The following is a 26,440-nucleotide window of genomic DNA, read 5'->3' on the forward strand; positions in this document are numbered from 1 at the left end:
AGCCGTGACGGGGCGTCAAGACGGCCTCGGGCAGCGCGCCGATCCGTTCGGGGTCGAACGAGGCGCGGCCTTCAGAGGAGTGCCGGAACCCGGTTGTGAAGGCTTCCGGAAAAAATTGACATGGACACTTCCCGTCAACACGCGTAGTTGGTACCACGGTTACGGCAGAGATCCTGCTAAAGGGAGGTTCCATGAGACGTTCCCGACTTGTCGTATTCGTCAGCTCACTCCTCCTCGCCGCCGGCACCGCCCTCGCCGGAGCCGGCGCGGCACAGGCCTCCGAAACCGCCGCGGCCACCGGCTACGTGGCCCTCGGCGACTCCTACTCCTCCGGTGTGGGCGCCGGCAGCTACATCTCCACCAGCGGTGACTGCGACCGCAGCACGAAGGCGTACCCCTACCTGTGGAACGCCGCCCACGCCCCCTCGTCGTTCGCGTTCGTCGCCTGCTCGGGCGCCCGAACGGATGACGTCATGGCGAATCAGATCGGCTCGCTCAGCACCGCCACCGGACTGGTCTCGATCACCATCGGCGGCAACGACGCGGGCTTCTCCGACGTCATGACGACCTGTGTGCTCCAGTCCGACAGCGACTGCCTCGCCCGCATCGACACCGCCAAGGCGTACGTCGACTCCACGCTCCCCGGCAAGCTCGACACCGTCTACTCGGCGATCAGCTCCAAGGCCCCCAACGCCCACGTCGTCGTCCTCGGCTACCCCCGCTTCTACAAGCTCGGCACCGCCTGCCTCGGCCTGTCCGAGACCAAGCGCTCCGCCATCAACGGCGCGTCCGACTACATCGACGCCGCCATCTCCCGCCGCGCCGCCGCCCACGGCTTCACCTTCGGCGACGTCCGCACCACGTTCACCGGCCACGAGATCTGCTCCGGCAGCTCCTGGCTGCACAGCGTCAACTGGCTCAGCATCGGCGAGTCCTACCACCCCACCGCCGCCGGCCAGTCCGGTGGCTACCTGCCGGTCCTGACCAACTCCTGAGGCCGGCCGGACGAGTCCTCACTCCTCACGGGGATTCGGAGGCCGAAGGCGTGGGGGAGGTCCCGCCCGTCGGGGTCTCCTCCACGCACGTCACCGAGAACGGCACCTGGTTCGACGTGGCCCGTACCGGGGCGCGCACCTCCACCCCGAGCGCGTTGCGGTACGTGCCGCTCGGGTCGTACGTCGTCACGCTGACCCGGTCCTGCCGCGTCCGCTCCCCGCCCTCGGGGAACGACAGGGTCTTCCACCCGGTGTGCGTGACCTCGCCGTCCCGCGCCACCCACCGGTACTCCACCTGCGCCGGCAGCCGCCCCACCGTGAACGTCGCCGTGAACGACGGCGCCTGCGCGCCCGGCGGCGGGCAACTGCCCGTGTAGTCCGTGTGGGTCCCCGTCACCGTCACCGTGACCGACTGCGGCGGCGCCGAGGACGTCGGCGGCGCGCTGCTGCGGCTGTGCGTGGGCGTCGGCGTGTCCTGCCGCCGGGTGTGCTGCTGACCGGTCGTCGGAGTCGGCGTCCGCCGTGCGGTGGTGGGCGCGGCACTCCCGCCACCGTGGCCGCCCTGCGCGTGCAGCAGCGCGTACGTCAGCCCGCCGGCCGCCAGCGCGAGCACGGCCAGCGCCGCGACGACCACGGCGGCACGACGGCGGCGGCGGTCCGGCCCGGGCTCCTCCTGGAACGCGGGTGCCGGCGCGGGCAGCGGGGGAGTGGGCGCCGGTTCCCCGCGGTGCTCCCCGGGGCGTTCCTCGCGGTGGACGACCGTCGTCGGGGCGTACGCGCCGGCCGGCACGGTCGCCGCGCCCGGGTCGCCGCCCGCCCCGATCACCCGGAGGTCCCGCTCGGCGGCCTCCGCCGGCAGCCGCTCGGCCGGGTCCTTGCGCAGCAGCCCGGCGATCACCGGGCCCAGCGGCCCGGCCCGGTGCGGTGGCGGCAGCTCGTCGTCCACGATCGCGCGCAGCGTGCTGATCGGGGTGTCGTGGCGGAAGGGGGAGTGACCCTCGACCGCCGCGTACAGCAGCACACCGAGCGCCCACAGGTCCGACTCCGGGCCCGGCCGGCGGCCCAGCGCCCGCTCCGGCGCGAGGAACTCGGGCGAGCCGATGACCTCCCCGGTCATCGTCAGCGCCGAGCTGCCCTCGACCAGCGCGATGCCGAAGTCGGTCAGCACCACCCGGCCGTCGTTGGCCAGCAGCACGTTCGCCGGTTTCACGTCCCGGTGCAGCACCCCGACGTCGTGCGCGGCCCGCAGCGCGGCCAGCACCTCGGCGCCGATGTGCGCGGCCCGCCGAGGCGTCAGCGGCCCCTCCGCGTCCAGCAGCTCGGCCAGCGAAATACCGCGGACCAGCTCCATCACGATCCACGGGCGGCCGTCCTCGGTGGCCACGTCGTACACCGTGACCACGTTCCGGCTGGTCACCCGGGCCGCCGCCCACGCCTCGCGCTCCAGGCGGGCGTACATCCGCTCCACGTCGGAGCCGGGCAGCCCGGCCGGGGCGCGCACCTCCTTGACGGCGACCTCGCGGTGCAGAAGCTCGTCGCGGGCCCGCCACACCGTGCCCATGCCGCCCTGCCCGAGCGGGGACAGCAGACGGTAGCGACCCGCGATCAGCCGTTCACGGCCCGGCTCTGAAGACACGGGCGCCCCCATTCGCCTCCGGTGGACATCCCTGCTCCTTCATGAAAGTAGCTCACCCGAGGGCCGTTGCCGCCCCCTTGAGCACCAATCCGGCGCCCAGCGCCACCACGACGGACGCCGACCCCAGCGGAACCGCCCGGCGTATCAGCCCCGCGGCCGCGCCGTCCGCCCAGCGCGGGCGCCGGCCCAGCGCCCGCGACGCCGTACCGCCCAGCCGGACCACGGCCACCCCGGCCGCGGTCAGCGTCAGGGCGAGCCCCGCGCCGTACGCCACGACCAGCAGCAGCCCGAACCACGCCCGGCCCAGCGCGGCCGCACCGACCAGCACCACCACGGCCGACGGACTGGGCACCAGCCCCCCGGCGAAGCCGAGCAGCAGCGTGCCGCGGAGGGAGGAGCGCGGATGATCCCGCCCGGCGTGCTGATGACGGTGCTCATGGGCGTGGGCGTGGGCGTGCTCGGGCTCGGGCTCGGGCTCGGGCTCGTCGTGAGGGTGATCGTGATGGTGGTGATGATGACCATGACCATGACCATGGCCGTGGGCATGGCCATGGCCGTGGTCGCGGTCGCGCCAGGCCCGTCGTACGAGGGTGACGCCCGCGGCGGTCACCAGGGCGCCGCTCGCGACGCCCAGCCAGGCGATCACCGAGGGCGCCGCGGCGGAGCCCGCGGTGACCAGGAGGCCCAGGACGACCACGCCGAGGGTGTGGGTCACCGTCACGGACGCGGCGAGCGGCAGGACGTCCCGCAGCCGCGCCCGGCCGCCGCGGGCGGTCGCCGTCGCCGCCATCACCGTCTTGCCGTGGCCCGGCGCGAGCGCGTGCAGCGCGCCCAGACCGGCCGCGACGAGCAGGGCGAGGGCGGCGAAGCCCACGGTCAGGTCGTGCCGGGCGACCAGGCCGTCCAGAGCGCGCGTGAACCGGTCGGCACCCCGCGGCAGCACCGACGCGGCAGGCGCGTCCTGCGTCTGAGGGACCGTGGCGAGGGCGGGGCCGCCGGGCCGCACCCGCAGGGCCGCGGTCGACGTGTCGGCCGGCGAGGAGAGCAACTCCCGTGGGTACCGCGTCAGTTCCCGCGACGAGGACTCCCGCGGCACGTCCGACGCGGTGAGCGTCGTCCGGTCGCCCCGCGCGGTGATCTCCCGCCAGCCCGGCCCGGAGGAGGCGCCGGCACTGCGGAACGCGACGGCCACGGCCCGGTTCCGGGGCAGCACAGCCGTGAACCGGCACTCCACGCGCAGCGTCCGCAGCCCCGCCTGCCCCGGCCGCTCCCGGGCCACGCCCCTGCCGACGGCGAGGGCGACCGGGCGGCCGTCCACGGTGACGCGGCTGCCGTGCCCCGCATCGGCGCACCGGGCGCGGGCCCAGCCGCTCAGGCCCAGCCGTTCGATCTCCGGCCGGGCCTGGGTCGCAGGGATCTCGGCCAGGTCCTCGACGTGGTCGACGCGCAGTGCGCCCGGGGCGGCGACCAGGCCGTCGTAGCGGTTGACGGTGAAGTTGCCCAGGGGATGGGCCCCGGCGCCCGGCGCGGACAGCAGGGTCAGGGCGCAGGCGCCGAGCAGTACGGCGGCGCCGGACACGAGGCGTCTCATCGGGCCACCTCCGCGCGGGCGGCACGGGCGCCCAGCGGCGAGAAACCGGCGTTCAGCTTCAGGGCCGCCCGCAGATGGGCGTCCGCCTCGGCCCGGTGTCCCGTGGCCCGTTCGACCGTCCCGAGGTGGTACAGGAACGCGGCGTTGCGGTACCCCGTGGCGAGGGCCCGCCGGGCGTGCGGCAGGGCCTCGGTGTCCCGCCCGTTGACGTGCAGCGCCCAGGCGAGCGCGTCCTCGGTGTGCACCGTGCGGCGGCGGGACCACTCGGCGCGGGCGGCGCGCAGGGCCGCCGTCCTGTCGCCGTGGTCGGCGGCCGCGAGCGCGGTGTCGAGGTCGGCGTCCACCCCGTTGGCGCGGGCCAGCGCCGTCCAGGCGTCGACCAGGGCGTACTGCGCGCGCGCCCGGGCCCGGTCGCCGCGGTCCTCGTACAGCTCGCCGAGTGCGACGAGCGGACCGGGCAGCGGGGCCCGGGCCACGACCTGTTCCAGACCGCGGATCGCGGCGGTGCGGTCGCCTAGGGCGGCCCGGGTGCGGGCACGGCCCTCCAGGGCCGGCAGGTAGCCGTCGTCGGCGGCCAGCGCGCGGGCGTAGTGCCGCAGCGCGCCGGCGTGGTCGCCCTGGCCGAAGGCCAGCTGGCCGAGCTGGGTGGCGACGTAGGCGACGTCGCCGGGCGCGGTCGCCGCGGCGAGCGCCTGCTCCAGGACCCGCCGGGCCGTGGCCACGTCGCCCCGCAGCTCCCGCACGTACGCGTACCGCGTGAACACCGGCACGCCCGGCCGTCGCGCGTCCGCCGTGTCGGCGGCCCGCGCCGCCTCGTCGTACCGGCCGAGTTCGACGAGCGCGTCGATACGGGTGCACAGGGCGCGCTCGCTGTACGGGTTCCGCGCCAGGGCGCGGTCGGCGTCGGCGAGGGCTCCGGCGAAGTCGTGCCGGGCCGCGGCGAGGGCGGCGCGGCCCGCCAGCGCGGCGTCGTTGCCCGGGCGCAGCGCCAGGGAGCGGCGCAGCGCCTGCGCCGCCTGCGGGTAGCGGGAGGGATCGGCCGTGGTCCGCGCCTGCTCGACGTACGCCAGGCCCAGGGTCGCCCAGCCGGTGAAGTCCCGTGGCTGGGCGCGCAGCCCGGCCTGCAGCGCCCGGACCCCCGCGTCCAGGTCGCCGCCGCGCAGCAGGGCCGGTGAGGTCCCCGCGCCGGGCGCGGCGGCGACGCTCGTCCCCGCGCCGTCCTGCGTCCCGCCCAGCGCGACGCTCCCTCCGGTCAGCGCGACGGCCAGCAGCACGGCACACCCGGCGATCCACCGGAGCCGCGGCCTGCCGGTCCTCCCGTAGTCCAAGGGCTTGTCGTCCGGCAGGTTGTCGTCGTCGGCCGGTGGCTTGTCGTCGTCGGTCGGTGGCTTGTCGTCGGCCGGTGGCCTGTCGTAAGGCAGCTCGTCGTCCCTCACGGGCGCCGTCCCCTCCGTTCCGGGTCCCGGGTTCAGTACGGCCGCCGCACGCGCCGCCGCCACCACGCCAGCGCGGTGCCGATCAGCAGGACGCCGGCGGCGCCCGAGGCGGCGGACGCGGCGATCAGGGTCGTGTTGGTGGTGCTTCCGGCGGGCCGCAGCGCGTCGCCCAGCTGGCTGCGCACGTCCGCACCGCCGCTCGTGCCCTGGGCGACCGGTCCGCGCGACCCCTCGGTCGGCAGGGCCAGGTACGGGAAGGAGTGGCCGAACTCCTTGTCGTTGGCGTCGACCGCGTCGCCCAGGTCGTTCTTGGAGCCCACCAGCTCGCCCTCGACGACCTGGAGCGCGGCGTCGACCACGTCGTCGGTCAGCCGGCGGCCGTTGGGGAAGCCCGCGGTGTCCCCGTCGAGGACACCGAGCCGCTTGGGGTGCAGGGTGGGCTTCACCGAGGTGTTCAGGCGCAGTTCCTCGGCGGGGGTGACGTGCGGCGGCTGGTTGAGGCCCTGGACGCCCTTGAGGAAGACGTCGACCAGGTCGTTGCGCGGCTGTGCCGGTGCCTTGATCTTGTAGATCCCCTCGATGAGTTCGGGCAGCTCCGGCTCGGTGACGTTCTTCAGGAACCGGGCGTCCTTCGCCGGAGCGGAGGCGTTGAACGTGTCCTTGTCCTTCTGGGGGTTGACGACCTCGTTGACCAGCGGGTTGCCCAGCCGGGAGACCTGTGTGTAGTGGCCGCGCGCGTTCTTGCGCTGGGTGGTGGACCAGATGCCGACGACCGGCTGGTGGGCCGACTCGGTGATCATGGAGGTGGGGACCTGCAGGGCGATGGAGTTGACGTTGTAGCCCTTGAGCGTGTCGTTGCCGACCTCGGACAGGTTCCCGCCGTACAGCAGGTCGAAGACGCGCAGGTCCAGGAAGAACGGGTCGTCCGCCTGCCCGGCGAACGTCACCGCGCCACCCGGCAGCTTGTGCACGGCCTGGTCGCGCAGCATGCCGTAGTGGGGCATGGACGCCTTGCCGACGTCGGACGGCGCCACCGGCACATCGTCGGCGATCTTCGTCTTCGACGCCATGTGGTGGTTCTTCATCCGTATGAGATCGATGTCGTACGTCTGCGTCAGGTTCAGGTCTGGATCGTCGAGGCTGTCGACCGGGCCGGTGTTGTACAGGAACGTGGCCTTGTTCTTCGTGTGCGTGGTGAACGTGTACCGGAAGAGCAGATCGCCCTGCGCGTCACCGTCGTTGTCGATGTGCAGGTCGTACTGGGCGTCCTCGGCGAAGGGGTAGAAGTTCGGGCCGCCCGCCGGTTCCTCGAACGGGATCCAGTTGGCGACGAGCGTCGTCGTGTCCGGCCGGTCCGGGCTGACGAACGCGTACAGGTCCGTGTTGTCGTACTGCGGGGTGCCGGAGATCAGCGGGGCCTCGCGGTGGCTGGAGGCGTGCGCCGCGCGCGGCGCCAGCGCGGTGGTGCCGGCCGCCGCGAGCCCGGCGGCCGCGAGCGCCCCGCACATCAGCGCCGCGAGAGGGCCGCGCGTCCGGCCACTGCTGGAGAGGCCACTGCTGGAGATGGGTGCCATACCGTCCGTCCTGTGTGCCGACTTGTCTGACGCCTTGTCTTCGCAGCGCCCGCGCCGGCGGATTGGTCCGGCGGCGGATTTCTTTCGGCACCCGCCCGACCCGCGTTTTCGCCCCCGCGATCCGTACCTCCCCTGCGGAGGTGCGTGCGGTGCGGATGCCTGGAGTGCGGGGACGGGGCCGGTGCGGCCGGCGAGAAGGGGACCGGGTGGCGGCGGACGAGCTGCTGGTGCGGGTGGCGGGGGGTGACCAGCGGGCCTTCGAGGAGTTGTACGGCCTGGTGTCCGGACCGGTGTTCGGCCTGGTGCGGCGGGTGGTGCGGGACACGGCCCAGGCGGAGGAGGTGGCGCAGGAGGCGCTGCTGGAGCTGTGGCGCTGCGCCGCCCGGTTCGACCCCCGGCGCGGCAGCGCCCTCGCCTGGGTCCTCACCCTCGCCCACCGCCGGGCCGTGGACCGGGTGCGCAGCGCCCGCGCGGCCGGCGAACGCGAGCACCGCGAGGCCCTGCGCGCCGCCGCGCCCGCCTTCGACCAGGTCACCGAGGAGGTCGAGGCCGGACTCGAACGGGAGTGGGTACGCCGCTGCCTGGACCGGCTGACGGTCCTTCAGCGCCAGTCCGTCACCCTCGCCTACTACGACGGATACACCTACCGCGAGGTCGCCGACCGTCTGTCGCTGCCGCTGGGCACGGTCAAGACCCGTATGCGCGACGGCCTGTCCCGGCTGCGCGAGTGCCTGGGGGGGACGGCATGACCCGTCGCGTGCGGACCTTCTCCCTCCCGGAGGGTGCCCTGTGAGCCTGTTCGGACGCCTGGTACGGCGTGGTGATCCGCATTCGCTCGCCGGGCCCTACGCCCTGGACGCCCTCGACGCCGCCGAGCGGGTCCGCTTCGACAAGCACCTGGCCGGCTGCGCCCGCTGCGCCGCCGAGGTGCGCGACCTCGCCGAGGACGCCGTACGGCTGGCCTGGTCCGCGGCCGCCCCGGCGCCGCCCGCGCTGCGCGAACGGGTGCTGGCCGCCGTACGCGCCACGCCGCAGGAACCGGCACCGGCCCGCTCGCCCCGGCTGCCCCCGCACGTATGGGGGACGCAGCCGCCACCTTCGCGCTCCCGTGCGCCCCGGCCGCGCCCCCTGCTGGTGCCGCTGGCCACCGCGACGGCCGCCGCCGCGCTCGTCGTCGCCTCGCTGTTCGCCGTCCAGGCCGGCCGGACCGGGGACCGGCTGGCCGCCGAGCGGGACCGCGCACGTGAGATCGCCCACGTTCTGGCCGCGCCGGACGCCCGGTCGGCGACCGGGCGGGACGCCCAGGGCCGCACGATCGGAGTGATCGCTTCCGTATCCGAGCGACAGGCGGTGATCACGCTCCGCGGATACGGCACCCCGCCCGGCGGGCGCGTCCGGCAGCTGTGGCTCATGCGCCCCGGCGCACGGCCCCGCTCCCTCGGGCTGATCGACGGCGACACGCCCTTGGTCGCGACCGGTCTCACCCGGCCGTCGACATCACTCGCTGTAACCGTGGAGCCGGACGGTGGCTCGGCGCAGCCCACCGGTCAGCCGGTTGTCCAACTCGCCCTGGATTCGCTCGGATTCGGAGAGTAATCAGGGAGGCATCGTCAACCCCCTTACGGGGAAGGTGAATCCTGTGGCCGCGATACACGAGTGCCGCACCGGGGCGATAGGGTTACCCTGCCCGGGCCGGGTGGACTCGTACGGGTGGGGAGTGACATGGATCAGATAACGATGCGCAGCAGGGCCAGGGTCCCTGCGATCACCTGCGGGAGCAGCGCGACCAGTTCGCGTCTGGACCGCCACCTCTCGGTGCTCGGCGGCCCCGCCATACCGCAACGCGAGACGGTCGAGGCGACCTCGCTGATGCGTGAACTGACGACGCGTGACACCGCACGCGGCGGTACCGGCAGGCGCTCGCGGGTGAGCGGTGTCTCGCTGTTCGCCCCGCTGCGCCGGCTGCGCCGTTCGCTGTTCGGCACCAACCGGCACTGAGGGTTCGCGCTCAGGCGACCACACCGTCCCGGCGCAGCGCTGCGATCTCGTCGTCCGTCATCCCCACGGCACGCAGCACCGCCCCGGTGTGCTCGCCGAGCGCGGGCACGTCCCCCATCCGCGGCTCCGCCCCGCCCGGCAGCGTGATCGGGGGCAGCAGCGCCCGCAGCGGTCCGGCCGGCGAACCCACCTCACGCCACCGCTGACGGGCCGCCAGCTGCGGATGCTCCGCCAGTTCCACCACGTTCCGCAGCCGCGCGCAGGCGATGCCCGCGGCCTGGAGCCGCGCCAGCGCCTCGTCGGTGCCCAGCTCGGCCAGCGCCGCACCGACCAGTTCGTCCGTCCGCTCCCGGCGGGCGACCCGCGCGGCGTTCGTCGCGAACTCCGGGTCCGTCCCCAACTCGGGCCGCTTCAGCACCTGTTCGGCCAGGCGCCGCCACTCCCGGTCGTTCTGCACCGACAGCAGCACCTGCCCGCCGTCGCCCGTCGGGTAGGCGTCGTACGGCGCGATGACGGCGTGCGCGAGACCGGTACGGGCCGGGGGAGTGCCGCCGTGCAGGACGTGGTGCAGCGGATGACCCATCCACTCGGCGAGCGCCTCCAGCATCGAGACCTCCACCGGACCGCCCCGGCCGGTCGCCCCGCGTCGCACCAGCGCCGCCAGCACGCCCGAGAAGGCGTACATTCCGGCCGCGATGTCCGCCGCCGGGATGCCCGCCTTCACCGGCTGCTCCGGCGTACCGGTCACCGACACCAGCCCCGCCTCGCACTGCACGAGCATGTCGTACGCCCGCTGGTCCGCGTACGGGCCGCTCGCGCCGTACCCCGAGATGTCCACGGCGACCAGCCGCGGGTGAAGCGCGCACAGCGTGGCCGCGTCCAGGCCGAGCCGGGCCGCGGCGCCCTGCGCGAGGTTCTGCACGAACACGTCCGCCTGCGCGACCAGGCGCCGCACGACGGCGAGGCCGCGCGGGTCCTTCAGGTCCAGCGCGAGGGACTCCTTGCCCCGGTTGCACCACACGAAGTGCGAGGCCAGGCCCCGCGCGGCCGTGTCGTAGCCGCGTGCGAAGTCACCGCCGTCGATCCGCTCGACCTTGATCACCCGGGCGCCGAGATCGGCGAGCTGACGGGTGGCGAACGGGGCCGCGACGGCCTGCTCGACGGCGACGACGGTGATGCCCTCCAGGGGCAGCGGGAGCTGGTCCATGGACCGGATCATGACCCGCTGCCCCCGCTTTGTCAGCAGTGATTCAGCTCTCCAGTGATTCAGCTCTCCCCGCGCGCGTACCGGCGCACGGCGAGCGGTGCGAACACGGCCAGCAGCATCGCGCACCAGGCCAGCGAGCCGGCCACCGGGTGGGCCACCGGCCAGGCGGCGCCCTCGGGCACGGGCGCGTTGCCGAACAGGTCCCGCAGGGCTGTCGTCACCGCGCTGATCGGGTTCCACTCGGCGAGCGTGCGCAGCCAGCCGGGCATGCCGTCGACCGGGATGTAGGCGTTGGACAGCAGCGGCAGCATGAACGTCGAGCTGCCCAGCTGCCCGGCCGCCTCCTCGCTGCGGCTCAGCAGCCCGAGGAAGATCCCCACCCAGGAACAGGCGAACCGGAACAGCAGCAGCAGTCCCAGCGCGCCCGCCGCCTGAAGCGCCGAGCCCTCGATCCGCCACCCCACCAGCAGCCCGACCAGCAGGAAGGGCACCGTCCCCGCGGCCGTGACGGCGAGATCGGCGGCCGCCTGCCCGAGCGGTACGGCGGCCCGGCTCACCGGCAGGGTGCGCAGCCGGTCCGTCACCCCCCGGTGGATGTCCTGGGCGGCCTGGAACATGCCGGTCATCAGGCCGTTCGCGGCGGTCGCCACCAGCAGCCCCGGCACCAGGAAGGAACGGTACTGCGCCCCGGGCATCGCCAGTGCGCTGCCGAAGACGTACCCGAAGAAGAGCAGCATCGTGACCGGCATGGTCTGGGTGAGGACCACCAGGCCCGGGTTGTTGCGCAGCCGGCGCAGCTGCCGGCCCGCCATCGCCGTTCCGTCGTACCTCAGCGCGGTCATGCCGCGACCTCCGTCCGGTCGGTGAGCCTGAGGAAGACGTCGTCGAGGGTGGGGGGCCGGATGCTCGCGTCGAGCAGCGGGACCCCGGCCGCGTCGAGTGCGCGCACCAGGTGCGGCAGGGTGAGGGTGGTGTCCCGGGTGACCGCCGCCACGGCCTGGCGGTCGTGGTCGAAGGACGGCTCCGCGCCGGTCAGCCGGTCGAGCACCGCCGCCGCCTTGGCCAGCGCGTCCGGGTCCGCGACGACGACCTCGGCCTGGGCGCCGACGATCGCCTTCAGCTCGGCGGGGCTGCCGGTGTGCGCGACCCGGCCGCGGTCGACGAGGGCGATGTCGTCGGCGAGCCGGTCGGCCTCCTCGAGGTACTGCGTCGTCAGCAGCACGCTCGTGCCCTGCGCGCGCAGGTCGCGCACGGCTTCCCAGATCCGGTTGCGGGCGGCCGGGTCCAGACCGGTCGTCGGCTCGTCCAGGAACAGCACGTCGGGGCGGCTCACCAGGCTCGCCGCGAGATCCAGCCGGCGCCGCATGCCGCCCGAGTAGGTGGACGCCGGGCGGTCGGCGGCCTCGGCGAGCCCGAAGCGCTCCAGCAGCTCGCCGGCCCGCGCCGCCGGTCCGCGCACCCGGTGCAGCCGCGCGAACAGCCGCAGGTTCTCCCGCCCGGTCAGATCCCCGTCGACCGTCGCGTACTGCCCGGTGACGCCGATCCGGCGGCGTACCGCGTCGGCCTCGCGGACCAGGTCGTGCCCGGCGATCCGGGCGGAGCCGGCGTCGGGGCGCAGCAGCGTGGTCAGCAGCCGTACCGCCGTCGTCTTGCCCGCCCCGTTCGGCCCGAGCAGACCGCAGACCGTGCCCGCCGGCACCGCGAGATCGAGGCCGCTGAGGGCCCGCACCTCCCCGAAACGCTTCTCCAGACCTTCACTAAGTACAGCGTACGTAGAAGTCATGGCAGGACCATACCGCACTACGTACGGTGTACGTAACTACGATGGGGGGCGAGGTGATGACCGATGGCGGGCCGAGCGGCCGTACCCGAAGTGATCTGGGCGCGCCCCGAGCGCACCGGACGCGGGCCGAGACCGGCGTACACCCGGGCCGGCATCGCCGAGGCCGCGGTGCGCGTCGCCGACGCCGAGGGGCTGGACGCGGTGTCGATGCGGCGGATCGCCGCGGAACTGGGCTGCGGCACCATGTCGCTGTACAACTACGTCCCCCGTAAGGAGGACCTGTACGAGCTGATGGTGGACGCGGTCAGCGCCGAGCACGAGCTGTGGGAGCCCAGCGGCGACTGGCGCGCCGACATGCTCCGGGTCGCGCACCAGACCCGCGCGCTGATGCACCGCCACCCCTGGGTGCCGCGCCTGATGTCACCCGTCTACGGCTTCAGTCCGAACGCCCTGCGCTATCTGGAGCACTGTCTGGCCTGCCTGGACCCGCTCCAGGAGTCCTACGGCACCAAGATGGAGCTCATCGCCATGATCAACGGCGTGGTGACGACGTACACGGCGAACGAACTGGCCACCGCGGAGCGCACCCGGGCCCTGCCCTGGTCCCCGCAGGAGGAGACCGCCGTACGGATCGCCTACCTGGGTGCCCAGGTGTCGAGCGGCCTGTACCCGCGGATGGCGGCGGCGTTCTCGGAGGACGCCGGGCCGATCGATCTGGAGGCGGTGTTCGAGCGGGCGCTGGGACGGGTGCTGGACGCGTTCGGACCCCGCACACAGGACCAGGGCCCTCGCTAGAGCAGCGCGAACTGCCCCTCCGGGCCCTCCTCCTGATGGTCCAGGACGGAGGCCGGGCGGCGGGCCGACGCCGGGACCGGCAGGACGCCCGCCGCGCGCAGACCGGAGGCGGTGACGGGGCAGGAGAGCTCGCACTCCTGCTGCATGGAGCGGACGTCCGCCAGCAGGGCGAGGACGGTGATCAGCTCCAGCAGCTCCGACGTCCACGCCTGCGGCCACTTCGCCGGCCGGATGGCGGCCAGGGTGCCGGGCTCGCCCTCCGCGATCCGCGCCGCGCACCACTGCTCCAGCACGCGCACGCCGTCCACCTCGTAGTCCCAGGCCGCCGTCGGCACCGGCGCGACACGGCCGTCCTCCAGGTGGAGGGCCTCCTCCTCGCGGTCGTAGTGCAGCGTGAGCGGGCGCGGCGGCAGCGGGGCGCGGACGTAGGGGCGGCGCCCGCCGGGCAGCTTGGGCCGCTCGCCGTCGCGCCGCATCAGCCACAGGGCCCGCCGGCCCAGCTCCACCCCGCGCGCCCACAGCCCGGGATCGGAGGTGAGCGGCACGGTGTGGTCGGTACGGACGGCCGTCAGCGTCCAGGCGAGGACGTCCGTGGCGGTGACCGGGAGGCCGAGGAGACCGGCGAGATGGGTGGTCAGGCCGGGCGCGAGATTGGGTTCCGTGCCGTCCGGGCGGCGGTACAGCGGCCGCACCCGGCCGCCCCGCAGCAGCGGGAAGCACGACGTGGCGAGCAGCCCGTCCGGCAGCTCGACCACGAACACCTGCCGCTCGTCCGCCACCCGCCACAGCTCCGGGCGGGCCGCGTCGATCAGCCGGTGGTCGGGGATCAGCCACTGCTCGTCGAACGGCGCGACCAGCGCCCGCACCGGCTCCGGGCACGGACCCGACGCCCGCGCCAGTCTCTCCGTGCCGGCCCGCTGCCCGGGCAGCTGCCCGACAGCCGATTGCAGGGTGCGCGCCCGCGTCGGCTCGAACAGCGCCTCCCGGTCGCGGGCCCCGGCCTTCAGCAGGGCGTCCCAACGGGCCTTCAGGGACGCGGCGTCGGGGCCCGCCGGCCAGCCGCGGCCGAGCCGCGGCGGTGCGACGGACCACGGCATGAGGTCCGCCAGCAACGGAACGTCGTCGTACGTCACGCCGGGCATCGTACGACGGGCCCGGCCGCCGCCGTACGGATCACCCGGGCCTCGCGGGCTCCGGCACGCGCTAATGCGCGTCGAGGGTGACCGTGAAGGAGAAGCGGTCGCCGCGGTAGTGGATGACCGCCACGTCCAGCACCCGCCCCTGCTGGTCGTAGGTGACGCCGGTGTAGTGCAGGATCGGGCTCAGCAGCGGCACTTGGAGCAGCCGGGAGGTCTCCGGGTCGGCCAGCCGGGCCTCCACGGTGTCCGTGATCCGGCTGATGTCCGCACGCACGACGTCCCGCAGCACCTTCGTCATCGGCCAGCGGGTCAGGTCCCCGGGGTCGATACGGGCGGCCAGTTCGGGCCGCACCCAGTTGCGGGCGTGGTTGGTCGGCTCACCCGTCTTCTCGTCGCTGCGCAGCCGGTGGTACGTCGCCGCCTCGGCCAGCTCCGGGAAGAAGCCGGCGAGTTCCGCCGGGACCGGACCGCTGCCGTGCTCCAGCAGCTCGGTCACCATGCCGGACTGCTGGGCCACGATCGCGTCCACCGAGCCCAGCAGCCGCACCGGGGCGCCCCGCTGGGCGGCGGGCTCGATGAACGTGCCGCGCCGCCGGTGCCGGGTGATCAGCCCCTCCTCCTCCAGCTCCTTCAGCGCCTGCCGCATGGTCAGCACGCTCACGCCGTAGTGCCCGGCCAACTGCTCCTCGGTGGGCAGGCGCAGCGGGTCCTGCGGCGAACGGCCGAGTATCGAGGCGCGCAGCGACTGCGACACCTGGTACCACAGCGGCAGCTTGCGGTTCAGGACGATCGAATCCGGAGCGAAGGAGGTCACGGGGCCATCCGTACCGGTCGGGGCGGGGTCACTGCAACCGGGTCACGGTGTACGGAAGTGACGCTCGAGACCCTGCCAGACGTCGTCGTAACGCTGCTGGAGGTGGTCCGCGCGGGCCGCGTGCGGGGTGAGCGTCACCGGCCAGCGGGTCTCGAACATGAACGCCAGCCCGTCGTCGAGCCTCTGCGGCTTCAGCTCGGCGCTGCTCGCCTTGTCGAACGTCTCCCGGTCCGGTCCGTGCGCCGACATCATGTTGTGCAGCGAGCCGCCGCCCGGCACGAAGCCCTCCGCCTTCGCGTCGTACGCGCCCTCGATCAGGCCCATGTACTCGCTCATCACGTTCCGGTGGAAGTACGGAGGCCGGAACGTGTCCTCACCGACCAGCCAGCGCGGCGCGAAGACGACGAAGTCCACACCGGCCAGTCCGGGGGTATCGCTCGGCGAGGTCAGCACCGTGAAGATCGACGGGTCCGGGTGGTCGTAGGAGATCGTCCCGATCACATTGAAACGGCGCAGGTCGTAGACGTACGGCACGAGGTTGCCGTGCCAGGCGACGACGTCCAGCGGGGAGTGGTCGTAGGTGGCGTGCCACAGGTTGCCGCAGAACTTGTTCACCACCTCCACCGGCCCCTCGACGTCCTCGTACGCGGCGGCCGGCGCCTGGAAGTCCCGGGCGTTGGCGAGACCGTTGGCGCCGATCGGACCGAGGTCGGGCAGGCGGAAGGGCGCGCCGTAGTTCTCGCAGACGTAGCCCCGGGCACTGTCGTCGAGGAGCTCGACGCGGAAGCGCACCCCGCGCGGGATCAGCGCCACATGGCCGGGCTCGGCGTGCAGCAGTCCGAACTCCGTGTGCAGCAGCAGCCCGCCGCGCTCGGGGACGATCAGCAGCTCGCCGTCCGCGTCGCTGAACACCCGGTCCATGGAGGCGTTGGCGTGGTACAGGTGCACGGCCATGCCGGTGCGCTGGGTGGCGTCACCGTTGCCGCCGAGCGTCCACAGCCCGGCCAGGAAGTCCGTCTCGGGCCCGGGCTCCGGCAGCGGGTTCCAGCGCAGCCGGTTCGGGTCGGGCGCGGTCTGCGTGAAGGGGGCCGTGCGCAGGGCGCCGTTGCCGGTGCGGGTGAACGCCGGGTGGGCGGCCGAGGGGTGGATGCGGTACAGCCAGGAGCGGCGGTTGTGCGCCCTCGGCTCGGTGAACGCCGTCCCGCTCAGCTGCTCCGCGTACAGCCCGAGGGGGGCGCGCTGGGGCGAGTTGCGGCCGATGGGCAGGGCGCCGGGGACGGCCTCCGAGCTGTGCTCGTTGCCGAACCCCGACAGGTAGGTCAGCCCCTCGGCTCTCTTGCGCGCGTCCCCGCTCATGCACTTCGCTCCCTTGCGCTGCTCTTGCGTCGCCGGATTCCTATGGAACACCGTAGGATTGCGGTTTCGCCGGCGCAAGGGGGATACGGGGCCCTACCGGAGGACCACGGCCGGAACCCGACCTCAGAAGGATCCGGCGGACCGGACGGCTGTTCTACGCTCCGGACATGGCATGGAGGCGTGGGTTTCTCGGCGCCCTCGTGGTCGCTGTCCTGCTGTTTCCCGGTCCGGCGGGCTGCGGCTCGGGCGACGCGAGGGACCGGGAGAAACAGGGCACGGGGGACACCGCCGGCCCCGTGGGAAAGGTCCTGGACGACACGGACGAGGAGGGGCGGCACTATCGCGAGATCGGCGCGAAACACGCGCCCGAGGTGGGCGTCGAGGTGCAGCCCCACGCGGGTGGCGCGTGGGACGTACGGCTGATCCTGCGCCGCTTCCGCCTCTCACCGGCCGGCACACGCGCCGAGGCGGTGGCCGGGCGCGGCACGGCACGCCTGTCGGTGGACGGCCACCGGGTCGCCGACCTGCGCACACCGGCGTACCGGCTGCCGGCCCGCCTGGTCCCGCACGGCCTGCACCACGTCACGGTCCGCCTCTACGCCGACGACGGCACGGTCTGGGCCGCCGACGGCAAGGCGGTGCAGAGCACGGCGGACATCACGGTGTCGGAGGAAACACAGAGCGCCGGGGGCCGAGGTTCACCGGACCCCGGCGGAAAGGCATCATGATGCCCGTGCCCGACGCGACATCCCTTCGCCGAGCGCCAGTGCAGCGGCGCAGCGCCGAACGGCTGACCAGGATCCTCGACGCGTGCGCCGACCTGCTGGACGAGGTCGGCTACGACGCCCTGAGCACCCGTGCGGTCGCGCTGCGGGCGGGCGTGCCCATCGGCTCGGTCTACCGGTTCTTCGGCAACAAGCGGCAGATGGCCGACGCGCTCGCCCAGCGCAACCTCGACCGCTACACCGAGCGGGCCGTAGAGCGGCTCAAGAAGGTCACCCGGGGCGACTGGCGCGCGGCGATGGACGCGGTGCTGGACGAGTACCTCGCGATGAAGCGCACGGCGCCCGGCTTCTCCCTCGTCGACTTCGGCAACCAGATACCCATCGGCGCCGCCCACACCGAACCCAACCTGCGCGTCGCCGGCCGGCTGACGGACCTCCTGGCAGGCTTCCTGGGCCGCGAACCGGACGAGGCACTGCGCCGCACGTTCCTGGTCGCTGTGGAAACGGCCGACACCCTGGTCCAGCTGGCGTTCCGCATGAACCCCGAGGGCGACGAGAACATCATCACCGAAACCCGCGAACTCCTGCGGGCGTACCTGAGCCGGGCCCTGGACTGACCCCAGCCGGACGACGGCCCGCACCCGCGTACGGCGGGAAGGGGACGGGTGGGGGGTGTACGCCCGCAGCGCCCGGCACCGTGACACGGCACCCCCGTCGCAAACGGCCGGCCGGACCGAGGACGGACACCCCCCACCGCGGCCCCGCCTTGACCACCGCCCGTAGGCGGCGACGCCCGCCACGACGGACCGCAACGGGCCGCCGCAGGCAAAAAAAGGGGCGCGGGGAACGGCGCGACCAGCCCCCACCGGCCCGCAGCCGAAGAACAACCAGGCGCCGCAGGCACCGGCGACCAGCCACAACGAACCCCGCACCCGAAACACGACCAGGCGCCGCAGGCACGGGCGACCAGCCACAACGAACCCGCACCCGAATCACGACCAGGCGCCGCAGGCACAACGCACCCGGCACCCGACAACGCACCGCAGACGACAACGCACCCGGCGCCGCAGGCAAACGCCCCCCAGCGCCGCAGGCACCCGCACCCGCACACCGAACCCCCCTCAGCCCTCCCCTTCGCCCATACCGCTCGGTATGCTCACCCGGGTCCGCGCGTCACCCGTGACGCCGTGCCGTGCCGTACCCCCCGGGAGGACCCGTGTCCCGCACCGCCCTGCGAATCTGCCCCTTGTGCGAGGCCACCTGCGGGCTGACGCTGACGATCGAGGGCACCCGGGTCACCGGCGCCCGAGGGGACCGCGACGACGTCTTCAGCAAGGGCTTCGTCTGTCCCAAGGGCGCCTCCTTCGGTGCTGTCGACTCCGACCCCGACCGGCTGCGCGCCCCGCTGGTCCGCCGCGACGGCGAACTGCGCGAAGCCACCTGGCAGGAGGCCTTCGACGCGATCGCCGACGGCCTGCGTCCGGTGGCCGAGCGGTACGGCCCGCACTCCGTCGGCGTCGTCCTCGGCAACCCCAACGTGCACACCATGGCCGGCGGCCTCTACCCGCCGGTCCTGATCGGCGCCCTCGGCACCCGCAGCCTGTTCACCGCCTCCACCGTCGACCAGATGCCCAAGCACGTCTCCAGCGGGCTCCTGTACGGCGACGCCAACCTGATCCCCGTCCCCGACCTGGACCGCACCGACCACCTCCTGATCCTCGGCGCCAACCCGCTGGAGTCCAACGGCAGTCTGTGCACCGCCCCCGACTTCCCCGGCAAGCTGAAGGCGCTCAAGGCCCGCGGCGGGACGCTCACGGTGATCGACCCGCGCCGCACCCGCACCGCCCGGCTCGCCGACCGGCACCTCGCCATCCGCCCCGGCACCGACGCCCTGCTCCTCGCGGCGATGACCCACGTCCTCTTCGAAGAAGGGCTCGTGCGGCTCGGCGAGCTGACCGCACACGTCCAGGGCGTCGAGGAACTCGAGGCAGCGATACGGGACTTCACCCCGGAGGCCGTGGCCGCCGCCTGCGACCTCGACGCCGGCGTGATCCGCACCCTCGCCCGCGAACTGGCCGCGGCCGAGTCCGCCGCCTTGTACGGCCGTATCGGCAGCTGCACGGTCCCGTTCGGCACGCTCGGCAGCTGGCTCGTCGACGTCCTCACCATCCTCACCGGCAACCTCGACCGCCCCGGCGGCGCCCTGTTCCCGCTGGCCGCCACGGACAGGGCGCCCCGCCCGGCCGGCCCCGGGCGCGGCTTCCGACTGGGCCGCTGGCACTCCCGGGTGAGCAAGCACCCGGAGGCCAAGGGCGAGTTGCCGCTGTCCGCGCTGTCCGAGGAGATCGACACCGCGACCGAGGACGGCGCACCCGTGCGCGCGCTGATCGCGATCGCCGCGAACCCGGTGCTGTCCGCCCCCGACGGCGACCGCCTCGACAAGGCCCTCGCCTCGCTGGACTTCATGGTCAGCGTCGACCCGTACCTCAACGAGACCTCGCGCCACGCCGACGTCGTCCTGCCGCCGCCTCCGCCCGCGCAGAGCCCGCACCACGACTTCGCCTTCAACACCCTCGCCGTGCGCAACCAGGTCCGCTACACCCGCCCCGCCGTCCCGCTGGAACCGGACCGGATGGCCGAGACCGAGATCCTCGCCCGGCTCATCCTGGCCGCCACCGGCATGCACGGTGCCGATCCGTCCGCCGTGGACGCGATGGTGATCGACCAGACCCTCGCCAAGGCCGTCCGCGACCCGCACTCACCCGTGCACGGCCGGGACCCCGGCGAACTGGCGGCACAGCTCACCGGCGACAACGGCCCCGAACGCCGGCTCGATGCGATGCTGCGCCTCGGCCCCTACGGCGACGGCTTCGGCGTACGACCCGAGGGGCTGACGCTGGAGAAGCTGCTGGTCCACCCCCACGGCATCGACCTCGGCCCGCTGCGGCCCCGGCTGCCGCAGCCGCTGAAGACGCTCAGCGGCAGGATCGAGCTGCTGCCCGCGCCGATCGCCGGCGATCTGCCCCGGCTGCGGGCCGCCCTGCGCGAGCGCCCGGACGGGCTGGTCCTGGTCGGGCGGCGCCATCTGCGCTCCAACAACAGCTGGATGCACAACATCCCCGCCCTCACCGGCGGCTCCAACCGCTGCACCCTGCACATGAACCCGGCCGACGCCGAGCGCCTCGGCATCCGCGACGGAGCCGTGGTGCGCGTGAAGGGCGCCGGGGGAGAGGTCACCACCCCCGTGGAGGTCACGGACGCGGTCCGCACCGGTGTCGTCAGCCTGCCCCACGGCTGGGGCCACGACCGCCCCGGCACCCGGCTGAGCCACGCCGCCACCGACCCCGGAGCCAACGTCAACCAGCTCCTCGACGGCAGCCTGCTCGACCCGCTGTCCGGCAACGCGGTCCTCAACGGCGTGCCCGTCGAAGTGTCCGCGGTGACCGAAACGCTCACCCAGCTCACCTCGGCAGAGCTGTGACCTGGAGTTTTGCGCTTATTGCTCGCACGTCAACGTCTTGTTAACGCTGTTTGACGCGACCTAACGTCGTCGCACCGCCGGCCCCTGGTGGGATGTTCAAGGGCGAACGTTAGGTATCCACTCATGCTGACCATCCTCGGCTTCGCCATGATCGCGACCTTCCTGGTCCTGATCATGCTGAAGAAGATGTCGCCGATCGCGGCGCTCGTGCTCATACCGGCACTGTTCTGTGTCTTCGTGGGCAAGGGCGCCAAGCTCGGCGACTACGTCATCGACGGAGTCACCGGCCTCGCCCCCACCGCGGCGATGCTGATGTTCGCGATCGTCTACTTCGGTGTGATGATCGACGTCGGGCTCTTCGACCCGATCGTGCGCGGGATTCTCAAGTTCTGCAAAGCCGACCCGTTGCGGATCGTCGTGGGCACCGCCGTGCTCGCCGCGATCGTGTCGCTGGACGGCGACGGCTCGACCACCTTCATGATCACCGTCTCGGCGATGTACCCGCTGTACAAGCGCCTGAAGATGAGCCTGGTCGTGATGACCGGCGTGGCCGCCATGGCCAACGGCGTGATGAACACGCTGCCGTGGGGCGGCCCCACCGCCCGCGCCGCGACCGCGCTGAAGCTCGACGCGAGCGACATCTTCGTGCCGATGATCCCGGCCCTGGCCGTGGGCCTGCTGTTCGTCTTCGCCCTCGCCTATGTCCTGGGCCGCCGCGAGCGCAAGCGGCTCGGCGTGCTGACGCTGGACGAGGTGCTGGTCGAGGAGCCCGCCGAGCAGGAGACCGTGCTCGTGGGCGCCGGCTCCGGTTCCGGTACGGGCGGCAAGCAGGCGACCGGCGGTTCGGGCGGCGGCGTGGACCTTCCGGAGGAGTCCGGGGACGAGAGCTTCCAGGGCCTCGACCCGCACCGCGCCACCCTGCGCCCCAAGCTGTACTGGTTCAACGCGCTGCTCACCGTCGGTCTGCTCACCGCCATGATCATGGAGTGGCTGCCGATCCCGGTGCTGTTCCTGCTCGGCGCCGCGCTCGCGCTGACCGTCAACTTCCCGCACATGCCGGACCAGAAGGCCCGGATCGCCGCGCACGCCGAGAACGTCCTCAACGTCTCCGGCATGGTCTTCGCCGCCGCCGTCTTCACCGGCGTCCTGCAGGGCACCGGCATGGTCGACCACATGGCCAAGTGGCTGGTGGACAACATCCCCGCCGGCATGGGCCCGCACATGGCCCTCGTCACCGGCCTGCTGAGCGTCCCGCTGACCTACTTCATGTCCAACGACGGCTTCTACTTCGGCATCCTGCCGGTGCTCGCCGAGGCGGGACAGGCGCACGGCGTCTCCGCGGTGGAGGTCGCCCGGGCCTCGATCATCGGCCAGCCGCTGCACATGTCCAGCCCGCTCGTCCCGGCCGTCTACGTCCTGGTCGGCATGGCCAAGGTCGAGTTCGGCGACCACACCCGGTTCGTCGTGAAGTGGGCCGCGCTGACCTCGCTGGTGGTGCTCGGCTCGGCCGTCCTCTTCGGCACCGTCTGACCCCCTCCCGGAGGTAAGAACCCATGGCGCCCGGTGGGAACCGCGGCTGGCTGCTCCGCCTCGTCATCGCCTTCGGCTTCGCGCAGGGGGCGGTGTCGATGGCCCGGCCCGCCGTCTCCTACCGGGCCCTCGCGCTGGGCGCCGACGAGCGGGCGGTCGGCGTCATCGCCGGTGTGTACGCGCTGCTGCCGCTCTTCGCCGCCGTACCGCTCGGCCGGCGCACCGACCACGGCCGGTGCGCGCCGCTGCTGCCGGCCGGTGTCGTCCTGATCGCCGGCGGCTGTGCGCTCAGCGGGCTCGCCGGGTCGCTCGGGACGATGGCGGTGTGGAGCGGGGTGATGGGCCTCGGCCACCTGTGCTTCGTGATCGGCGCCCAGTCGCTGGTGGCCCGCCAGTCGGCCCCGCACGAACAGGACCGCAACTTCGGCCACTTCACCATCGGGGCCTCCCTCGGCCAGCTCGTCGGACCGATCGCCGCGGGGGCCCTGATCGGCGGCGCGGACCGGGCCGGCAGCAGCGCCCTGGCCCTGCTCGTCGCGGGGGCGGGCGCGGGGGTCGCGTTCACGTCGTTGTGGCGCATCGAGCACCGGCGCCCGGCGCCCCCGTCCCGTACCGAACGCACGGAACCGGTGCCGGTGGGGCGCATCCTGCGCACGCGGGGCGTTCCGGCGGGCATCCTGGTCAGCCTCGCGGTGCTCTCCGCGACGGACGTGCTCACGGCCTACCTCCCGGTGGTCGGTGAGCACCGCGGCATCGCGCCGGGTGTCGTCGGCGTCCTGCTCTCCCTGCGGGCGGCGGCCACCATCGCCTGCCGTCTGGTGCTCACCCCGCTGCTGCGGCTGCTCGGCCGGACACTGCTGCTGACGGCGACCTGTCTGCTGGCGGGCGTGCTGTGCGCCGGGATCGCGCTGCCGCTGCCCGTGTGGGCCCTCGGAGTGATGCTCGTCGCCCTCGGGTTCTGCCTCGGGGTGGGGCAGCCGCTGTCCATGACGACGGTCGTGCAGGCGGCGCCCGACGAGGCGCGCTCCACCGCGCTCGCCCTGCGGCTGACGGGCAACCGCCTGGGTCAGGTGGCCGCGCCCGGGGCGGCCGGCCTGGTCGCCGGAGTCGCCGGGGTGGCGGCGCCGTTCGTGATGCTCGGGGCGTTGCTGCTGCTGTCGTCGGGCATCGCGCTGCGGGCGCCGGGCGGCGGGAGCCGGCCGGCCGGGGGGAAGGCGCGCAGGCGGTCCCGGCTGCGCCGCACGAGCGATATCTGACGACGCGCCGGGCGCGGTGCCGTGACCCGTAGGGTCCGTGTCGCAGAGTCCAGGGCGAAAGAGCGATTTGTATGAAAATCGTCCTGACTCGGAGGAACCGTATGCCCACCCTGACACTTCCACGTCCCTTCGGCTCCCGTGCCGGCGCCGCCGTCGTCCTCACCGCCCTCGCGGCGTCCGGTGCGTCCTGGGTCGTTGCGCCGGCCGCGGTGGCTCAGGGCGAGAACGGCGACATCCGGATCCACAACGAGCACGTTCCGTACGGCGTCTCCAAGGAAGACTCCGTGGTCTGCAAGTTCTACCTGGACGCGGTGAACTTCGACCGGCTGCCGACCGTCGCCTACACCATCGAGGCGCAGCCCCCGCTGCCCACGGCCGCCACCACCACGGGCACCATCCCGCTGGCCGGGGGCGCCGGGCACACCGACGTGCTCGGGCTGGCCGACGGCCAGTACAAGCTCACCTGGATCATCGCCGGGACGCCCAAGGAGAAGATCTTCCGCGTCAAGTGCCCCGAGAAGGACAACCGGGCGCACGGCCCCGGCCAGATCGAGGACCACGAGCAGCGCGGTGACGCGGCCTGGGGCGGCCACGACCAGAACGGGCCGCGCGGCGGCGTGCACGCGGGCGGCGGCGGGCTCGTCGACACGGCGGCCGCCTACACGCCGGTGACCGCGGCGGCCGGCGTCGGCGTGGTCGCCATCGGTGCCGCGGTGTACTTCCGGATGATGCGCCGGCGCAACCATGGTGCCGCCTAGGCGCAGACGCAGGCCCTGGTACCGGACCCGTGCCTACCGGCTCACCAGGACGGCCGTGCTGACGGTCGTCCTGGTGACGGTGGGGGTCCGGTGCTCGGGACACGACCACCCGGCAGCCCCGGCCCAGGCGGGCCCGGCGGCGGTCGCCGGCGCACCGGCCCCGCCCCGCAGCTCCCCTCAGGCGGTCCCGCCCCGGCCCGGTCCCAAGGTGGCACGCGTCCGGGCCCGCCCCACGCCCCCGGCCGGCCCGCTGCCCAGGTCCCGGCCCACCACCTTCCGCGTCCCGTCGCTGGGGATCGACGCACCGGTCACCGGGCTGCGGCTGAACGACGACCGGCAGCTGGAGACACCCCCGGTCGACCGGCCCAAGCTCGTCGGCTGGTACGAGGGCGGACCCACGCCCGGTGAGCCGGGCACCGCGATCGCCGTCGGGCACCGCGACACCACGAAGGGTCCCGCCGTCTTCGCCGGGCTCGCCCTGGTCAAGCCCGGCAAGACCATCGAGGTGCGGCGTGCGGACGGCCGCACCGCGGTGTACACGGTGGACCGGGTGCGGGTGTTCGACAAGTCCGGCTTCCCGGACAAGGAGGTGTACGGCCCGTCCCGGCGCCCGGAGCTGCGCGTGATCACCTGCGGCGGCCTGTTCAGCCGGCGCACCGGATACTCCAGCAACGTGGTCGTCTTCGCCCACCTGACCGGCGTCAAGTGACCTGCGGTGGCGGCGTTCCCGCCGCCACCGCAGGTCGGCCCACCACCACCCCCAAGGCCCTGAATCCTCCGCTCCGCTTTCTCACCTGCTGGACGGCAGCGCGTGATGCCGCCCGGTGTCTTCCCTCGGCCGAGTGCGTTCCGTTAACTTCCGTGACTCACACGCCCCGTCAGGCCCCAGGGACGACACTCATGACACGCGCCATCTCCCTGCACGACATCAGCAAGGTCTACGCCAAAGGCGCCCGCGTGGTGGACCGGCTCACGCTGGACATCGCGCCCGGCGAGTTCCTCGTCCTGCTCGGCCCCTCCGGATGCGGCAAGTCGACCGTGCTGCGCATGATCGCCGGCCTGGAGGAGATCACCGAGGGCACGCTGCTGCTCGACGGCGAGTGGGCCAACGACCTGCCGCCCTCCGCCCGCGACATCGCGATGGTGTTCCAGAACTTCGCCCTGTACCCGAGCATGACCAGCCGGGACAACATCGGCTTCCCGCTGCGCATCGAGTCCCCCGGCGCCGACCCGGGCCCCCGGGTGGACGCCACCGCCCGGATGCTCGGCATCGAGGAACTCCTCGACCGCTTCCCCGCCCAGCTCTCCGGCGGCGAACGCCAGCGCGTCGCGATGGGCCGGGCCATCGCCCGGCACCCGTCGGCGTTCCTGATGGACGAACCGCTGTCCAACCTGGACGCCAAGCTCCGCAACCACCTGCGCGCCGAGATCTCCACCCTCACCCGGGAACTGGGCGTCACCACGGTGTACGTCACCCACGACCAGGGCGAGGCCATGTCCCTCGGCGACCGGGTCGCCGTCCTGCGCGGCGGAGTGCTCCAGCAGGTCGGCACACCACGCGAGGTGTACGCCCTGCCGCGCAACGTCTTCGTCGCCGCGTTCATCGGCACCCCGCGCATCAACCTGCTGCGCGGCCTGGTGCGCGCCCCGCTCGACGGCGCGATGACGATCAGCCTGGGCAAGCAGTTCCTGCGGCTGCCCGAACCGCTCTCCCTGGACCACCAGTTGCTCCGCGTCCAGCAAGGCCGCGAGGTCATCGTGGGCCTGCGCTCGGAGGCCGTCCGCATCGCCAAGCACAGCGCGGCCCGCCCCGGCGAGGTGCCGCTCACCGGGCTCGTCGAACACATCGAGTTCCAGGGCCACGAGAGCCTGGTCCACTTCAACACCGGCTCCCGCCCCGCTGTCGTGCCGGAACTGGAGGCCCCGCGCCCGGCCTCCCGCCCGCTGCGCCGGCGCCGGCGCGAAGGATCCGTCCTGGAGCGCCTGCGCGAGCGGGCCGGGGCGCTACGGGCCGGCCCGGTCGTGGTCCTGGACCACCCGCCCGAGCCCGAGACCACCCCCGCGCCGACCCCCCGCGTCCCCGGCGACCTGGTCGTACGCACCACCCCCGACCTGCACCTGCGTCACGGCATGCAGGTCCCCCTCCTGGTCGACCTGGCGCACCTCTTCGTCTTCGACCACCAGGGCGAACGCATCTCCCCCTCCCCGTCCCACCTACCGGACCTGGACGAATAGGGAAGGCGTCCCGCAGTTCCCACCCCGGCCCCGCCTTGCCCACCGGCCGTTGGCGACACACGCCACGACGGACCGCAACGGGCCGCCGCAGGCAAAAAAGGGGCGCGGGGAACGGCGCGACCAGCCACAAC

Annotated in this window: 23 protein-coding genes; 13 read left to right on the forward strand and 10 right to left on the reverse strand. The window is 73.5% G+C overall.

Going from position 1 to position 26,440, the window contains the following annotated elements; all coding sequences use genetic code 11:
* Positions 1 to 191 precede the first annotated feature (191 nt).
* Positions 192 to 995, forward strand: coding sequence for an SGNH/GDSL hydrolase family protein (locus ACZ64A_RS28770; protein ID WP_469814421.1), 804 nt, complete (start codon positions 192 to 194; stop codon positions 993 to 995).
* A gap of 25 nt (positions 996 to 1,020) precedes the next feature.
* On the opposite strand, the gene ACZ64A_RS28775 is transcribed toward ACZ64A_RS28770, so the two are convergent.
* Genes ACZ64A_RS28775 through ACZ64A_RS28790 form a run of 4 tightly spaced genes read right to left on the reverse strand, consistent with a single transcriptional unit; the run spans position 1,021 to position 7,232 of the window.
* The gene (locus ACZ64A_RS28775; protein ID WP_469814422.1) at positions 1,021 to 2,631 is read right to left on the reverse strand and encodes a serine/threonine-protein kinase; all 1,611 of its coding nucleotides are present in this window, start codon (positions 2,629 to 2,631) and stop codon (positions 1,021 to 1,023) included.
* A gap of 52 nt (positions 2,632 to 2,683) precedes the next feature.
* Positions 2,684 to 4,222, reverse strand: coding sequence for a HoxN/HupN/NixA family nickel/cobalt transporter (locus ACZ64A_RS28780; protein WP_469814424.1), 1,539 nt, complete (start codon positions 4,220 to 4,222; stop codon positions 2,684 to 2,686).
* Positions 4,219 to 5,658, reverse strand: coding sequence for a tetratricopeptide repeat protein (locus ACZ64A_RS28785; RefSeq protein ID WP_469814425.1), 1,440 nt, complete (start codon positions 5,656 to 5,658; stop codon positions 4,219 to 4,221). Before ACZ64A_RS28785 ends, ACZ64A_RS28780 begins: the two co-directional genes overlap by 4 nt.
* 32 nt (positions 5,659 to 5,690) lie before the next feature.
* Positions 5,691 to 7,232 carry a DUF4331 domain-containing protein gene (locus tag ACZ64A_RS28790; protein ID WP_469814426.1) on the reverse strand — a complete coding sequence of 514 codons (1,542 nt, stop codon included), beginning with the start codon at positions 7,230 to 7,232 and terminating at the stop codon, positions 5,691 to 5,693.
* Between the two features lie 206 nt (positions 7,233 to 7,438).
* Here ACZ64A_RS28790 and ACZ64A_RS28795 point away from each other — a divergent pair, with 206 nt between their 5' ends.
* The 3 genes from ACZ64A_RS28795 (at position 7,439) to ACZ64A_RS28805 (ending at position 9,230) form a co-directional block, all read left to right on the forward strand.
* A complete protein-coding gene (locus ACZ64A_RS28795; protein ID WP_469814427.1) occupies positions 7,439 to 7,981 on the forward strand; it encodes a sigma-70 family RNA polymerase sigma factor in 543 nt (180 codons plus the stop codon).
* Between the two features lie 40 nt (positions 7,982 to 8,021).
* The gene (locus ACZ64A_RS28800; protein WP_469814429.1) at positions 8,022 to 8,828 is read left to right on the forward strand and encodes an anti-sigma factor; all 807 of its coding nucleotides are present in this window, start codon (positions 8,022 to 8,024) and stop codon (positions 8,826 to 8,828) included.
* A 126-nt stretch (positions 8,829 to 8,954) separates the two neighbouring features.
* Entirely contained in the window at positions 8,955 to 9,230 is a 276-nt protein-coding gene (locus ACZ64A_RS28805; protein WP_469814430.1) for a hypothetical protein, read from the forward strand.
* Positions 9,231 to 9,240: 10 nt separating this feature from the next.
* Here ACZ64A_RS28805 and ACZ64A_RS28810 read toward each other — a convergent pair whose 3' ends face one another.
* From ACZ64A_RS28810 to ACZ64A_RS28820, 3 genes are read right to left on the reverse strand one after another with little or no spacing between them, the layout of a single operon-like run.
* Positions 9,241 to 10,437 carry a CaiB/BaiF CoA transferase family protein gene (locus ACZ64A_RS28810; RefSeq protein WP_469814431.1) on the reverse strand — a complete coding sequence of 399 codons (1,197 nt, stop codon included), beginning with the start codon at positions 10,435 to 10,437 and terminating at the stop codon, positions 9,241 to 9,243.
* Between the two features lie 59 nt (positions 10,438 to 10,496).
* Positions 10,497 to 11,279: an ABC transporter permease gene (locus tag ACZ64A_RS28815; RefSeq protein WP_469814432.1), complete on the reverse strand. Its 783-nt coding sequence runs from the start codon at positions 11,277 to 11,279 to the stop codon at positions 10,497 to 10,499.
* Positions 11,276 to 12,220 (reverse strand): ATP-binding cassette domain-containing protein, encoded by a 945-nt coding sequence (locus ACZ64A_RS28820; RefSeq protein WP_469814433.1) that lies wholly within the window; start codon positions 12,218 to 12,220, stop codon positions 11,276 to 11,278. The genes ACZ64A_RS28815 and ACZ64A_RS28820 overlap by 4 nt, the downstream gene beginning before the upstream one ends.
* A 63-nt stretch (positions 12,221 to 12,283) precedes the next feature.
* Here ACZ64A_RS28820 and ACZ64A_RS28825 point away from each other — a divergent pair, with 63 nt between their 5' ends.
* Positions 12,284 to 13,015 carry a TetR/AcrR family transcriptional regulator gene (locus ACZ64A_RS28825; protein WP_469814435.1) on the forward strand — a complete coding sequence of 244 codons (732 nt, stop codon included), beginning with the start codon at positions 12,284 to 12,286 and terminating at the stop codon, positions 13,013 to 13,015.
* Here the strand turns inward: ACZ64A_RS28825 and ACZ64A_RS28830 are convergent.
* The 3 genes from ACZ64A_RS28830 to hmgA all read right to left on the reverse strand — a co-directional run bounded on the left by ACZ64A_RS28830 (position 13,012) and on the right by hmgA (position 16,324).
* The gene (locus ACZ64A_RS28830) at positions 13,012 to 14,157 is read right to left on the reverse strand and encodes a type ISP restriction/modification enzyme (RefSeq protein ID WP_469814437.1); all 1,146 of its coding nucleotides are present in this window, start codon (positions 14,155 to 14,157) and stop codon (positions 13,012 to 13,014) included. The genes ACZ64A_RS28825 and ACZ64A_RS28830 overlap by 4 nt on opposite strands.
* Positions 14,158 to 14,218: 61 nt before the next feature.
* Positions 14,219 to 14,968: a GntR family transcriptional regulator gene (locus ACZ64A_RS28835; RefSeq protein WP_469814439.1), complete on the reverse strand. Its 750-nt coding sequence runs from the start codon at positions 14,966 to 14,968 to the stop codon at positions 14,219 to 14,221.
* A gap of 42 nt (positions 14,969 to 15,010) precedes the next feature.
* On the reverse strand, positions 15,011 to 16,324 hold the full coding sequence (gene hmgA / locus ACZ64A_RS28840) for a homogentisate 1,2-dioxygenase (protein ID WP_469814440.1): 1,314 nt from the start codon (positions 16,322 to 16,324) through the stop codon (positions 15,011 to 15,013).
* 167 nt (positions 16,325 to 16,491) lie between these two features.
* Here hmgA and ACZ64A_RS28845 point away from each other — a divergent pair, with 167 nt between their 5' ends.
* The 8 genes from ACZ64A_RS28845 (at position 16,492) to ACZ64A_RS28880 (ending at position 26,309) form a co-directional block, all read left to right on the forward strand.
* Complete coding sequence (locus tag ACZ64A_RS28845) at positions 16,492 to 17,052, forward strand: hypothetical protein (RefSeq protein WP_469814441.1); 561 nt, start codon at positions 16,492 to 16,494, stop codon at positions 17,050 to 17,052.
* Positions 17,049 to 17,666 carry a TetR/AcrR family transcriptional regulator gene (locus tag ACZ64A_RS28850; protein ID WP_469814443.1) on the forward strand — a complete coding sequence of 206 codons (618 nt, stop codon included), beginning with the start codon at positions 17,049 to 17,051 and terminating at the stop codon, positions 17,664 to 17,666. The genes ACZ64A_RS28845 and ACZ64A_RS28850 overlap by 4 nt, the downstream gene beginning before the upstream one ends.
* 599 nt (positions 17,667 to 18,265) lie before the next feature.
* Positions 18,266 to 20,530, forward strand: a complete 2,265-nt coding sequence (locus ACZ64A_RS28855) for a molybdopterin oxidoreductase family protein (RefSeq protein WP_469814445.1) — start codon at positions 18,266 to 18,268, stop codon at positions 20,528 to 20,530.
* Positions 20,531 to 20,653: 123 nt separating this feature from the next.
* Positions 20,654 to 22,060: a CitMHS family transporter gene (locus tag ACZ64A_RS28860; protein ID WP_469814446.1), complete on the forward strand. Its 1,407-nt coding sequence runs from the start codon at positions 20,654 to 20,656 to the stop codon at positions 22,058 to 22,060.
* 23 nt (positions 22,061 to 22,083) lie between these two features.
* Positions 22,084 to 23,316 (forward strand): MFS transporter, encoded by a 1,233-nt coding sequence (locus tag ACZ64A_RS28865; RefSeq protein ID WP_469814448.1) that lies wholly within the window; start codon positions 22,084 to 22,086, stop codon positions 23,314 to 23,316.
* Between the two features lie 101 nt (positions 23,317 to 23,417).
* A complete protein-coding gene (locus ACZ64A_RS28870; protein WP_469814450.1) occupies positions 23,418 to 24,074 on the forward strand; it encodes a hypothetical protein in 657 nt (218 codons plus the stop codon).
* A complete protein-coding gene (locus ACZ64A_RS28875) occupies positions 24,061 to 24,783 on the forward strand; it encodes a class F sortase (RefSeq protein ID WP_469814452.1) in 723 nt (240 codons plus the stop codon). The genes ACZ64A_RS28870 and ACZ64A_RS28875 overlap by 14 nt, the downstream gene beginning before the upstream one ends.
* A gap of 191 nt (positions 24,784 to 24,974) precedes the next feature.
* Positions 24,975 to 26,309 carry an ABC transporter ATP-binding protein gene (locus tag ACZ64A_RS28880; protein ID WP_469814454.1) on the forward strand — a complete coding sequence of 445 codons (1,335 nt, stop codon included), beginning with the start codon at positions 24,975 to 24,977 and terminating at the stop codon, positions 26,307 to 26,309.
* Positions 26,310 to 26,440 lie beyond the last annotated feature (131 nt).

The organism is Streptomyces sp. NPDC104814, assembly GCF_055583185.1.

Bases quoted from the DNA above. Each gene is read 5' to 3' on its own strand.
- ACZ64A_RS28880 (WP_469814454.1), top strand. From the start codon at position 24,975: ATGACACGCGCCATCTCCCTGCACGACATCAGCAAGGTCTACGCCAAA.
- ACZ64A_RS28870 (WP_469814450.1), top strand. From the start codon at position 23,418: ATGCCCACCCTGACACTTCCACGTCCCTTCGGCTCCCGTGCCGGCGCC.
- ACZ64A_RS28825 (WP_469814435.1), top strand. From the start codon at position 12,284: ATGGCGGGCCGAGCGGCCGTACCCGAAGTGATCTGGGCGCGCCCCGAG.
- hmgA (WP_469814440.1), bottom strand. From the start codon at position 16,324: ATGAGCGGGGACGCGCGCAAGAGAGCCGAGGGGCTGACCTACCTGTCG.
- ACZ64A_RS28860 (WP_469814446.1), top strand. From the start codon at position 20,654: ATGCTGACCATCCTCGGCTTCGCCATGATCGCGACCTTCCTGGTCCTG.
- ACZ64A_RS28790 (WP_469814426.1), bottom strand. From the start codon at position 7,232: ATGGCACCCATCTCCAGCAGTGGCCTCTCCAGCAGTGGCCGGACGCGC.
- ACZ64A_RS28810 (WP_469814431.1), bottom strand. From the start codon at position 10,437: ATGGACCAGCTCCCGCTGCCCCTGGAGGGCATCACCGTCGTCGCCGTC.
- ACZ64A_RS28815 (WP_469814432.1), bottom strand. From the start codon at position 11,279: ATGACCGCGCTGAGGTACGACGGAACGGCGATGGCGGGCCGGCAGCTG.
- ACZ64A_RS28780 (WP_469814424.1), bottom strand. From the start codon at position 4,222: ATGAGACGCCTCGTGTCCGGCGCCGCCGTACTGCTCGGCGCCTGCGCC.
- ACZ64A_RS28865 (WP_469814448.1), top strand. From the start codon at position 22,084: ATGGCGCCCGGTGGGAACCGCGGCTGGCTGCTCCGCCTCGTCATCGCC.
- ACZ64A_RS28845 (WP_469814441.1), top strand. From the start codon at position 16,492: ATGGCATGGAGGCGTGGGTTTCTCGGCGCCCTCGTGGTCGCTGTCCTG.
- ACZ64A_RS28820 (WP_469814433.1), bottom strand. From the start codon at position 12,220: ATGACTTCTACGTACGCTGTACTTAGTGAAGGTCTGGAGAAGCGTTTC.
- ACZ64A_RS28830 (WP_469814437.1), bottom strand. From the start codon at position 14,157: ATGCCCGGCGTGACGTACGACGACGTTCCGTTGCTGGCGGACCTCATG.
- ACZ64A_RS28805 (WP_469814430.1), top strand. From the start codon at position 8,955: ATGGATCAGATAACGATGCGCAGCAGGGCCAGGGTCCCTGCGATCACC.
- ACZ64A_RS28850 (WP_469814443.1), top strand. From the start codon at position 17,049: ATGATGCCCGTGCCCGACGCGACATCCCTTCGCCGAGCGCCAGTGCAG.
- ACZ64A_RS28875 (WP_469814452.1), top strand. From the start codon at position 24,061: ATGGTGCCGCCTAGGCGCAGACGCAGGCCCTGGTACCGGACCCGTGCC.
- ACZ64A_RS28770 (WP_469814421.1), top strand. From the start codon at position 192: ATGAGACGTTCCCGACTTGTCGTATTCGTCAGCTCACTCCTCCTCGCC.